The 11,063-nt window shown below is 70.3% G+C and carries 9 protein-coding genes and 1 tRNA gene; 7 read left to right on the top strand and 3 right to left on the bottom strand.

Annotated elements, in window-relative coordinates:
- The first annotated feature begins 307 nt into the window (after nt 1–307).
- The 4 genes from QH270_RS25475 to QH270_RS25460 are packed head-to-tail and all read left to right on the top strand — an operon-like array spanning nt 308 to nt 4,516.
- Complete coding sequence (locus tag QH270_RS25475) at nt 308–1,189, top strand: hypothetical protein (protein ID WP_280346615.1); 882 nt, start codon at nt 308–310, stop codon at nt 1,187–1,189.
- Nucleotides 1,186–2,235, top strand: a complete 1,050-nt coding sequence (locus tag QH270_RS25470; RefSeq protein WP_280346614.1) for a DUF4129 domain-containing protein — start codon at nt 1,186–1,188, stop codon at nt 2,233–2,235. Before QH270_RS25475 ends, QH270_RS25470 begins: the two co-directional genes overlap by 4 nt.
- The gene (locus QH270_RS25465) at nt 2,232–3,218 is read left to right on the top strand and encodes an AAA family ATPase (RefSeq protein ID WP_280346613.1); all 987 of its coding nucleotides are present in this window, start codon (nt 2,232–2,234) and stop codon (nt 3,216–3,218) included. Before QH270_RS25470 ends, QH270_RS25465 begins: the two co-directional genes overlap by 4 nt.
- Nucleotides 3,219–3,220: 2 nt before the next feature.
- Entirely contained in the window at nt 3,221–4,516 is a 1,296-nt protein-coding gene (locus QH270_RS25460; RefSeq protein WP_280346612.1) for a DUF58 domain-containing protein, read from the top strand.
- Nucleotides 4,517–4,592: 76 nt separating this feature from the next.
- Here QH270_RS25460 and QH270_RS25455 read toward each other — a convergent pair whose 3' ends face one another.
- Nucleotides 4,593–5,339 (bottom strand): RDD family protein, encoded by a 747-nt coding sequence (locus QH270_RS25455; RefSeq protein WP_280346611.1) that lies wholly within the window; start codon nt 5,337–5,339, stop codon nt 4,593–4,595.
- 18 nt (nt 5,340–5,357) lie between these two features.
- Between QH270_RS25455 and QH270_RS25450 the strand changes: the two genes are divergently transcribed.
- Nucleotides 5,358–6,392 (top strand): stage II sporulation protein M, encoded by a 1,035-nt coding sequence (locus tag QH270_RS25450; protein ID WP_280346610.1) that lies wholly within the window; start codon nt 5,358–5,360, stop codon nt 6,390–6,392.
- Between the two features lie 678 nt (nt 6,393–7,070).
- On the opposite strand, the gene QH270_RS25445 is transcribed toward QH270_RS25450, so the two are convergent.
- Nucleotides 7,071–8,489, bottom strand: coding sequence for a hypothetical protein (locus QH270_RS25445; protein WP_432420429.1), 1,419 nt, complete (start codon nt 8,487–8,489; stop codon nt 7,071–7,073).
- A gap of 78 nt (nt 8,490–8,567) precedes the next feature.
- Here QH270_RS25445 and QH270_RS25440 point away from each other — a divergent pair, with 78 nt between their 5' ends.
- Nucleotides 8,568–9,206 carry a methyltransferase domain-containing protein gene (locus QH270_RS25440; protein WP_280346609.1) on the top strand — a complete coding sequence of 213 codons (639 nt, stop codon included), beginning with the start codon at nt 8,568–8,570 and terminating at the stop codon, nt 9,204–9,206.
- Between the two features lie 70 nt (nt 9,207–9,276).
- Here the strand turns inward: QH270_RS25440 and QH270_RS25435 are convergent.
- Nucleotides 9,277–9,362 (bottom strand) — tRNA-Leu (locus QH270_RS25435).
- Nucleotides 9,363–9,580: 218 nt separating this feature from the next.
- On the opposite strand from QH270_RS25435, the gene QH270_RS25430 reads away from it, so the two are divergent.
- Entirely contained in the window at nt 9,581–10,975 is a 1,395-nt protein-coding gene (locus QH270_RS25430) for a DUF3662 and FHA domain-containing protein (protein ID WP_280346608.1), read from the top strand.
- Nucleotides 10,976–11,063 lie beyond the last annotated feature (88 nt).

Genomic DNA, 11,063 nt, shown 5'->3' with positions numbered 1-11,063 from the left:
CCACCAATCCCCCATGCCCCAAACCCAATGCTCCGCACGCCGCCGCACAGGGTGTCGGCGTCTCCGAATCGGATGCGGGCCTCGGCGGGATCGACACCGGACAGGTAATCGATCGTGTGGGTGAGGCGGGCGTCGCGCCGTGGGCGCTCGCCGAGGGGAGGAGCGGCCGTGCCTGAGGACCGTCTGGTCGTCGACCAGCTACGCAAGTCCTACCCCCGCCGCGGGCGCCACACCCCGGCCCCCCCCCCCCCGGGACAGAAGGAGCCGCGAACCTCGAGCGCGCCAGCGCTCCAATTACACTGCCCACGTGCGTCCCGTCGAAGCGGTCGGCGCCGTCGGGGCGGGAAACGATCCGGCACGAGCGCCTGCGCCGATGCCCTCACCGCCGCCGACGGTACCGATCCGGCCCAAGCGTTTCCGCGAACTGCTCGACGAGCCGTTCGCCCTGATCCAGGCCCATATCCGGGCGCTGGCCGCGCTGGGCGGGAGCGCGCTGGTGCTGGCCCTGCTCGGGGTGCTCGGCGTGACCGGGCTGGTCTCGCATCTCACCGACGGCTCCGATGACGGCACGGCGTGGGCGGTGGTCCTCGCGACCGGGGTGTTCGTCTGGCTGCTGCGGCTGGTGCTGCGCGGCGCGACCGTGGCCGTCGCGCTCGCCGATTTCGGCGGGGTGCGGTACGGCGCGGTCGCCGGACTACGGGCCGCGGCGCGCCGGGGCGGGCCGCTGGTCCTCGCGCAGTCGATGTTCTCGCTGCTCGGCATCGGGGTGCTGGTGGTGGGCAGCCTGCTGATCGTCACCTATCCGCTCGCGCTGCTCTGGCTGTCGTATGTGCGGGCCCGGCGGTTCGTGATCGAGCCCGTGATCATCGGTGAGCAGGCCGGTTACGGTGTCGCCGTGGGTCGTTCCAAGGAACTCGCGCAGGGCGCCGACTGGACCGTGGCCGGGCTGTGGCTCACCCAGCGGGTGATTTTCGCGGTGCTCGCGGTGCCCGCCTTCGGCATTCCGTTCTTCCTGTCCGACTTCTCCGGCACCCACCGCTGGGCCTTCATCACGCTGCTCGTCGGCGGCCTGCTGCTCGTCGTGACGGTCGGCGAGATCATCGAGGCCACCAGCCGCGCGGTCACCTACATCGATCGCCGCTGCGCCCGCGAGGGTCTCGACATCCAGATCCCGGGCGGGCACCCTTGACCGACGACGACTTCCCGGGCACGGACAGATCCGCGCACTCCGGCGCTCCCCCACAACCGCGCCTCGGTGCCGCTGCCGACCATCGGGCGGCGGCGGAGAACGCCGCGAGCCGACGCGATTACGACAGCGCGCTGCGTGAGCGGTTCCGCGCGGTCCTGCGCGCGCTCGAGCAGGGTGGCACGCTGCCCGTCCGGCGCTCACGCACCGCGCAGGAGACCGCCGACGACGCGACCACGGCACTCCCGCTGGAACAATCGACCGAATTGCATCCGGCGGCACGCAGTTTCGACGAGGTCGTCTACGGCGGCCGCGCCGCCACCGAGGACGAGTACCGCAGGCTCGAATACGTCGACCGCTATTCGCGATCGGCGCCACCGCCGGTCGACGAGCCGGTGGAACTCGAGGTCGTCGAGCGAGCGCCCAAACGCCGCAGACAACTTCCGCCGCTGCCAGATCTGCTCCGCAACCCGCGGTTCTGGGCCGCACTCGCGGCCGCGCTGGCACTCGCCCTGCTGCTGTACGCCAGCCTCCAGTCGTGTGGCGCGCCGAACGCGCCGGAGGTGCCGGATACCCCGCCCCCGCCCGATCCGCCGGACGATCCCGACCTCGATCCCGATTTCGGTCCGGGCAAGGATTCGATCTTCACCAGTCAGCCCGCGTGGCTGGCCTTCGGTGGCCTGCAGTTCCTGATCGCGTTCGCCGTCCTCGTCTGGTGGCGGGCCCGCCGCCGCGGCGCGCTGGTCGGCGAGCCGCGACCGGTCGAGGTCGCCGCGAACGAGCTGCTCGCCGGGCAGGCCGGGCTGTACCGTCGCTCGGGTGACGTCGCCCATGTGGCGCGGACGCTGCGCACCGCGACCCTGCGCCGCGTCCGCCCCCGGCTCGGCCTCCGCGACCTGACCGACGACCAGCTCGTCGCGACGGCCGCCGCCCGCCTCGGCGTACCACCGCAGCAGATCGGCACGGTCCTGTTCGGTCCGGTCGAGGACGAGAACACCCTCTATTACGTTGCCGCACACCTCGAATGGATCGAGACGGAGCTCGGATGACCGACAACACTGTTCTGCAGAAGACGCCGAGCGCGGCGGAGGCCGGTGCGGCGCTGGCCGCGCTGCGCACCGAGATCGGCAAGGCCGTGGTCGGCAACGACCAGGCCGTGCTGTACCTGGTGCTCGCGCTGCTGTGCCGCGGCCATGTGCTGCTGGAAGGCGTTCCCGGCGTGGCCAAGACGCTGCTGGTCCGCGCGCTGGCCACCTCGCTGGCGCTGGACCACGCGCGGGTGCAGTTCACCCCGGACCTGATGCCTGGCGATGTCACCGGTTCGCAGATCTACGATCCGCATTCGGCCGAGTTCACCTTCCGCCAGGGCCCGGTGTTCACCAATCTGCTGCTGGCCGACGAGATCAACCGCACCCCACCGAAGACCCAGTCCTCGCTGCTGGAGTCGATGGAGGAGCGCCAGGTCTCGGTCGACGGCCGCCCGCGCCCGCTGCCCGACCCGTTCGTGGTGGTCGCCACCCAGAACCCGATCGAGCAGGAGGGCACCTATCCGCTGCCGGAGGCCCAGCTCGACCGGTTCCTGTTCAAGGTCGACATCCGGCTGCCCGACCGCGACGACGAATTCCGCATCCTGCAGCGCCACGCGAGCGGCTTCGACCCGCGCGACCTCGGCGCCGCCGGCCTGCGTCCGGTGGCCGGACCCGAGCACATCACCGCGGCCCGCGCCGCGGTCGCACAGGTGACGGTGAGCCCCGAAGTGCTCGCCTACATCGTCGATCTGTGCCGCGCCACGCGCAGTTCCCCCGCCGTCGCGCACGGCGCGTCCACCCGTGGCGCGACCGCGCTGCTGGCCGCGGCGCGCGCCTTCGCCTGGTTGAACGGGCGCGGTTACGTCACCCCCGACGACGTGAAGTCCGTCGCGGTGGCGGTGCTGCGGCACCGGTTGCAGTTGCGGCCCGAGGCCGAGCTGGACGGGGTGAGCGCCGAGGGCGTGCTCTCGTCGTTGCTGGTCTCGGTGCCGGTTCCGGTGTAGCGGTGGTCGTCACAGGCCGGTTCGCGCTGGTCGCCACGCTCGTGGCGGCGGCGGTGATGTTCGTGGTGCCGTCGTGGCTCGGGGTCCTCGGCGCGACCGCGCTGCTGGTCGCGCTCGGCGTGTTCGACGTGGCGCTCACCGCGCGGGCCGACTCCCTCACCCTCACCCGCGATCCGCTGACCATCGTGCGGCTCGGTCGCGGCACCGAGGTCGAACTCGTGGTGACCAATACCGGCACGGCCACGGTGCGCGGTGTGCTCTGGGATTCCTGGCCCGACAGCGCGCGGGCCGAGTTCCGGGCACACGACCTGGCACTGGCACCGCGCACGCGAATCCGGCTGCGCACCAGGCTGGTTCCCACCTATCGCGGCGACCGCGTCGCGGGACCGGTGACACTGCGACTGCTCGGCCCGCTCGGGCTGGCCGGTCGGCAGAGTCGCGTGGCGGTGCCGGCGCGGGTGCGCGCGCTGCCGCCGTTCCGCAGTGAGCGGCTGCTGCGCTCGAAGGTGAAGCGGCTGCATCACCTGGAGGGCCGCAACGTCGCGAATACGAAGGGGCAGGGCACCGAGTTCGATTCGTTCCGTGAGTATGTCGCCGGTGACGATGTCCGCAGCATCGACTGGCGGGCCACCGCACGCGCCGCCGACGTCCTGGTGCGCACCTGGCGGCCCGAACGCAACCGGCACGTGCTGATGGTGCTCGACACTGGACGCGCGAGCGCGGGCCGGGTCGGCGAGGGCACCCGGCTGGATTCCTCGATCGAGGCCGCCCTGCTGCTCGGCAGTCTCGCCGCGGCCGCGGGCGACACCGTCGACCTGCTCGCCTTCGACAAGCGGGTGCGCGCCGAGGTGAGCGGGGTGAGTGGAAATCAGTTGCCGCTCAGACTTATGCACAGCCTTGCGGGGGTGACTCCCCAGCTTGTGGATACCGACACCACCGGACTCGTCCGCACCGTGATCTCGCGGGTGGGCAGGCGCGCGCTGATCGTCTGGTTCACCAGTCTCGACGGCCCGAGCGTCACCGAGCATCTGCTACCCGCGCTGCCGACACTGACCCGGCGGCATCGGGTGCTGATCGTGTCGGTCACCGATCCCGATATCGCCGCGGCGGCGCGGGACCGGTCGACGACCGACGCCGTGTACCTGGCCGCGGCGGCCGAAACCGTGCTGGCCGAGCGGGCTCTCGTGCAGGAATCGCTGCGTCGGCGCGGGGTGGCCGTGGTAGCGGCGGCTCCCGATCAGCTGCCGGAGGCGCTGGCCGACGAATACCTGGAACTGAAGCAGTCCGGATCGCTGTGAACGCACAGTTCATCCACGGGTCGCCCAACAGTTTGTACACAGGCGAATTCATCCACAGGGACAGCGTCATCCACCGCTAGACGCGGGAAACCTGTTGGCGCCGAGCGAGTACCGCGCCGAGCACGTGATAGGGCGGGTAGCCCTGCGGCGCCTGTATGCGCAGCGCCTGGCAGACGGCATCGACCAGTTGGGTGCCGAGGTGGTGCTGCGCCGCCGGGGTCAGGGTGCGCAGCCTGGTCAGATACTGCCGAACCGCACCGGCGAGTTCGTCGGAGAGCCCGCTCAGCTCGAGCTGGGCCGCCCACCCGGCCAACCACGGTGGGGCGACGGCGAGCGTCGGCCGCGGCAGCGTCTGCCGGGTGTGCACGACCACCGTTCCGGCGAGGACGTCACCGACTCGCCTGGCGTCGCGCGAACACAGCGAACTGACCACCGCGACCGCCCCGAAGGCACCGAGCATCCAGAAATCCACGATCGCCCCCGCCAGGCCGCGGGTGAGGGCGTGCCGGAAGTCGATCGGGCCCGCGTCGGCGCGCACCACCCGGAGCCCGAAGGCCAGCTTCCCCACCGAGCGGCCGCGCGACACCGTCTCGCTGCACACCGGGTACACCACCAGCACGGTCACCAGGGTCACCACGGCGGTGACGTTCCACCACGCCTCGTCGGCGTCGGCGGCGAGCAGTAGCAGCATCGCGCCGTAGACCAGGGTGGCCGCGAGCCCGAGCTGGATGAGCAGATCGAGCAGGAAGGCGCCGGCGCGGCTGGGGATACGTGCGATCGGAAGTTCCAGCGCCACCGCTTCGCCGGTGGTGAATTCGGCCATGTGGCTAGCATTCCCGATATGGACACCGATGCCTACAGCTGGGCGCATCAACGGTCGTGGCATCGGTTGGATCAGCTGGTCCGCCAGCGCGCGCTCTCCGGCGCCGAGGCCGACGAACTGGTCCGCCGGTACCGTGCCGCCTCCCAGCAGCTGGCGAAACTGCAGGACCACCATCCCGATCCGGAGGTGGTCGCCGCGCTGAGCGCGCTGCTCGCCAGGGCACGTGGCCGGGTGCTCGCCGCGCGTACCCAACCGTGGCGCGAGGTCGGCCGATTCTTCACCAGGCACTTCCCCGCGGCTGTGTATCGCGCGTGGCCGTGGTGGGTGGGCGTGGCCGCGATGTTCCTCACCGTCGCCGCCGTGCTCGCCGCCCTTGTGGACAACTCCGCGGCCGCCCGCGAGGCCCTGGGGATCCCCGAGGGTGACACCTCGATCATCACCGGACCTGGGGGTTCGTTCGAGTCGTACTACTCCGAGCACCCCAACGACGCCTTCGCCGCCCAGGTGTGGACCCACAATTCATGGGTCGCCGCCATCGCGTTGTTCACCGGTGTACTGATCCTGCCCGCTGTGTATGCCCTGTTCATGAACGCGCTGAATCTGGGGATAACCGGTGGATTGATGGCCGATGCCGGTCGGCTGGACTCGTTCTTCGGCTTCATCCTCCCGCACGGCACCCTGGAGCTGACGGCACTGTTCGTCGCCGGCGGGGTGGGGCTGAAGCTGGGCTGGACGCTCGTCGATCCCGGCCGCCGGAGCCGGGCGGCCGCGGTGGCCCGGCAGGGCAGGGTGACCGCGACCGTCGCGCTCGGCCTGGTGGTGGTGCTGCTCGTGTGCGGCCTGCTGGAGGGGTTCGTCACGCCGAGTCCGCTGCCCGCGCCGGTGCGGATCGGGTTCGGGTTCGTCGCCGAGGCGGCGTTCCTGTTCTACGTCTTCGGGCTCGGCCGCCGCGTCGCCGACGAGCAGGATGCCGCGGCGGCCGCGCCGACGGCCCTGCCCGACCCCACCGAGCGCTGGCTGGCAACCTCCGCAAAACCGCTTGACCGGGTCTGATCTCGCAAATGCACGTGCATTTGTGAGGCAGGCAACTCCGAGCACACCTGGCTGGAACGGCGCCGGACAATCGGCAGCTACGCGAGGTTACGAGAAGGTGTCGAACTCCCCCATTTGAGTTCCGCTGGCCGCAGCGAGTCGGGCTCGAGCTGCGGCCAGCGTTGCCGTTAACTGTACACAATCGTTATGCCCATGCAACCCCCAACGCGCAGGTCGGGCGTACCGTTTGCGAACCCGTGAACCCCGTCCGGGACCCCGGTTCCGAGCGCCGTAGCTAACTTCCGGCGCCACCAGCAAACCGGAACGGCGCGCACCGAGAATTCACCTCCGGCAAACCTTCGAAAACGTGTCACTCGGTCTCTCGATGTCTCGTACGCGAATGTTCCACCGGGTTGCTCGCGAACGAGTTGGTTCTTCCGCATAGCCGATCACCTGCTGATTCGGCAACGGAATTTAGGTTTGCCGGACTCGATCCGCATTAAAAGAGACTTCAAGTTGGTTTACAGGGCTGCAAACAAGATCAGCACCCGGCAATCCACGCGGAGCACCTGTCACCAGGGCTTGATTTGGTCAAACGACCTGTTGCTTGTGGAGCGCCGAACCGTACGAAACGGACATCCAAAACACCCCGATCCGCCACGAATCAGGGTTGTGTGATCTTCGCCTCACCTGCGCATATCAGCCGATTCTGACGACCCCGGTGACGGTCCCCTGCAGAAGTGCCCCACCGCGCGTGATCAGCGCCGCCATCTGCAGCGGGTCCTCCGCCACGGTGCCCGGCAGCGGCCGCGCGGTACGGATCGCCCCGGTCGCCGGATCGATGACGACGTATTCGAAACCGTCCAGCGGTGTGGTCGTGTCGGGGCCGACGCGGCGCAGGGTGTGGATGCCGCCGTCGGCCAATGACAGGCGCGGCACCGCGGCACTGCGCACTCCGCTGTCCCACACCGGCGCGCAGCCGTCGGCGGTGAGGTCGACCCGGGTCAGCCCGCCGTGGAAGGGCGCGCTCGCTGGCACCGCCGGGCCGGCGCCCTCTGGCACCGCGGGATAGGGATAGCCGTACGTACTCGCGACGAAGATCGATCGGCCGACCGCGATCGGCGAGTTCTCGCTGCCCGCGCCCCGCTCGGTGAGCACCGGCACCGAGCAGACCTGCTCGCCGGTCTCCGAGCGCAGCACGACCAGCCGCACCCGGCCGTCGGCGTTGTCGACGATGGCGAGGAACTCGCCACCGGTGTCCGGGCCGAAGTACGTCGGCGTCGAACCGGTGCCCCAGCTGAGCTGGCCCGGCTTGCGCGCGGAGCCCCGGTCGTACGGCGCGCGCCAGAGTGGTTCGGGCCGACCGTCTTTCGCGCGCAGCTCGTAGAGAGCATGCGTACTCGCCACGGCCACACCGCCGTTCGGGGCGGCGGAGATGCTGTTGGCGACCAGTTCGTCGGCGGGCAGCGCGGTCGTGGCGATCGCGCCCGCGGGGTCGACGAGTCCGATCACGCCGTGGCCCGTCGCGAACCACACATTTCCCGACCAGTCGGGCACGAGCCCGGTCACGTTGTCGCCCTGGGGAATCACGCCGGACAGGTCGGCCTGCTCGACGGCCGTCAGCCGCCATCGGCCCGCGTCGTCGCGCTGATGGCCGACGCGCAACAGGCTGCGCTCGCCGTCGACGACCACCAGTCGGTCGGCGTTGTCGAGGTAGGCGTACACACCGCCGAGCAGACTGCCCTTGGCCAGCGGCAGCGCGGCCAGCGCGCCGGTGAGCGGGCCCGGCGCGGCCGGATCGAGCAGATAGACGGTCGGCGTCTGCCCGGCGATGGCCGTGCACAGCCCGACGACCAGCCCGTCGCCACCCTCCAGCAGCGTCGGGCAGGCGGCGCCCAGTGGATACACGGTGACGGGCGCGTCCGGGCGCGGTCCGGCGAGCGGGGTGACGTCGGACGAGCCGGCGTCGCCGTGCATGGTCGCCGTGCCGAGCGGTCCGAGATGGGGATTGGCCGGCAGCGGCCCGGTGACAGCTGGTAGCGCTTCGGCCTGCCCCGCGCAGGCGATCGCGAGGACGAGGGCGGCGAACGGGGCGGCGAAACGGCGGGTCGAGAACACGTTCAGTATCGAACACCCGATCGGTGCCCGGGCGGAAGTATTCGGCGCGGGCCGCCGCGAAACGCCTACGATGAGCGCATGTCCGGGGTCAAGGATCGCCTGCTCACGACCATCGCCGACCAGCTCGGCAATCCGCACGGTGTGCTCGGCAGGGGCGTGGCGTTCGTGCTCAATCGCGGGAACCGGCGCGCCATCGCCGCGGCGGTCGAGGCGGCGGGGCCGGGCTCCGGCGCGACGGTCGCCGATATCGGCTTCGGCGGCGGCGTCGGGCTCACACTGTTGCTCGACCGGATCGGCCCCGGCGGCGTGGTGCACGGTGTCGAACCCTCGCCCGACATGCGCTCGCGCGCCAGGTCGGCGTTCGCCGGCGAGCTGGCCTCGGGCCGCCTCGTGCTCGACGACGGCTCCCTGACCGCGCTGCCGTTCCAGGACGCGACCCTCGATGCCGCCATCACCGTCAACACCATCTACTTCCTCGACGACCTGCCCGCCGCCTGCGCCGAACTGGCCCGCGTACTGAAGCCGGGCGGCGCCGTGGTGGTCGGCATCGGCGATCCCGAGGCGATGGCGAAGATGCCTTTCACTCCTTACGGATTCACGCTGCGCCCCGTCGAGGACGTCGTCGCCGCGCTCACCGCCGCCGGGCTGTCCGTCACCCAGCGTTCACTGCCGAACCCACCGATCCCCCACCACCTGCTGGTCGCGCACAAAGCCTGACCTGTTTTCCCTGGTTCACCACCCCGGAAATGACCAGAGGCCCGATCCGAATTGGATCGAGCCTCTAGTCTGGTGGGCGAAGGGGGACTTGAACCCCCACGTCCTTACGGACACTGGCACCTGAAGCCAGCGCGTCTGCCATTCCGCCACTCGCCCGAGCGACTGGAAAAATCTAACATGCCCCGCCGCCGAAAATAAAATCGAGTCTCTGACCTGCGGTGATGCGTATGGATTCGGCTCGGGAACCGGGGCGGTTCGCCGGGAGTTACAGGGTTGGAGGATCGTGGATATCATGCAAGGAACGTGGTCGGGTCCGGACACGCCGTAACCAGCGTGTCCACCGGCTGGGCACGCGCACCGAAGGGAGGGCTGTGATGGGCATCGTGTCGAGATTCGAACGTCGTCTGCAGGGCGCCGTCGGTGACGTGTTCGCGCGGGTGTTCGGCGGCAGTGTCGTCCCCCAGGAGGTCGAGGCGGCGCTGCAACGCGAAGCCGCTGATCAGGTGCAGGATCTGGGCAGCGGGCACAAGCTCGCGCCCAACAGTTACGTGATCACGATCAACGAATCCGATCACGGAAAACTGGATGCCGATCACGACCTCACGACGAAAGCGTTCGCCAAACATCTGCAGGATTACATCCGCGAGCAGGGCTGGCAGACCTACGGCGAAGTACACGTGGCGTTCGAGGCATCACCTACGCTGCACACCGGAATGTTCAGAGCGAGCGGCCGCGTCGACCCCGACGCCGGTCGCGGGACCGCCCCACCTCGCCCCGAACCGCCACAACGACCCGCACACCCGCAACCAGGAGCTGGCCCCATGACGCACAACTCAGGCTACGAGCCAAGCCGAGAGCCCGCGGAGTCCGATCCACGCAACCGCGGGTACGCTCCGCCGCCCGCGCGCGGTGCCGCTCCGGGCGGGGCCTACCCCGACGAATACGGCCAGCAGGGCGGCTACGGCGCCCAGCCCGGCTACGGCGACGCCGCGTACGGCCAGCAGGGTGGCGAATACCAGAACGGCTACGACCAGCAGGGTGGCTACGCCCAGCAGGGTGGATACGGTGCGCAGCCCGGTTACGACCAGCAGGGCGGCTACGGCCAGGCCGGGTACGACCAGCAGGCGTACAGCCAGCAGGGCGGCTACGGACAGCAGGGCTACGCCGAGCCCGGGTACGACCAGCAGGGCGGCTACGGCCAGGCCGGGTACGACCAGCAGGGCTACGGCCAGCAGCCGGGTGGCTACGGCCAGCAGGGCTACGCCGAACCCGGTTACGAGCAGCAGGGCGGCTACGGCCAGCAGGCTTACGCCGAGCCTCAGCAGGGCTACGGCCAGCAAGGCGCCGGCTACGGGCAGCAGGGCTACGCCGAGCCGGGCTACGACCAGCCCGACCAGGGCGGCTACGGCCAGCAGGGCGGCTACGGCGCCCCGCAGCAGGGCTACGGCCAGCAGGCCGGCTACGCCGCGCCGGCGCAGTCGAGCTACTCGGCCACGCTCCAGCTCGACGACGGCAGCGGCCGCACGTATCAGCTCCGCGAGGGCAGCAACATCATCGGCCGCGGCCAGGACGCGCACTTCCGGCTACCGGACACCGGTGTGTCGCGGCGCCACATCGAGGTGCGCTGGGACGGCCAGACCGCGATGCTGTCGGACCTCGGTTCCACCAACGGGACCCTGGTCAACGGCTCGCCCGTGCAGGATTGGCAGCTCGCCGACGGCGACGTCATCCGGGCCGGACATTCCGAGATCCTGATCCGGATCGTCTGATCCCGTAAGCTGCGCGGTGCACGTCACGAGTCGACGCTGTCGGCCCTATGATGCTGCCATCACACGCACGGCCCCGACCTCGGGGCCC

This window comes from Nocardia neocaledoniensis, from assembly GCF_029868625.1.
In the GTDB taxonomy this organism is placed as follows: domain Bacteria; phylum Actinomycetota; class Actinomycetes; order Mycobacteriales; family Mycobacteriaceae; genus Nocardia; species Nocardia neocaledoniensis_A.
Note: the sequence above shows the minus strand (reverse complement) of the source record. Positions and strands in the feature narration are given on the sequence as shown.

Excerpts from the sequence above, each read along its gene's own strand:
- QH270_RS25465 (WP_280346613.1), top strand. The coding sequence starts at position 2,232 with ATGACCGACAACACTGTTCTGCAGAAGACGCCGAGCGCGGCGGAGGCC.
- QH270_RS25455 (WP_280346611.1), bottom strand. The coding sequence starts at position 5,339 with ATGGCCGAATTCACCACCGGCGAAGCGGTGGCGCTGGAACTTCCGATC.
- QH270_RS25450 (WP_280346610.1), top strand. The coding sequence starts at position 5,358 with ATGGACACCGATGCCTACAGCTGGGCGCATCAACGGTCGTGGCATCGG.
- QH270_RS25440 (WP_280346609.1), top strand. The coding sequence starts at position 8,568 with ATGTCCGGGGTCAAGGATCGCCTGCTCACGACCATCGCCGACCAGCTC.
- QH270_RS25430 (WP_280346608.1), top strand. The coding sequence starts at position 9,581 with ATGGGCATCGTGTCGAGATTCGAACGTCGTCTGCAGGGCGCCGTCGGT.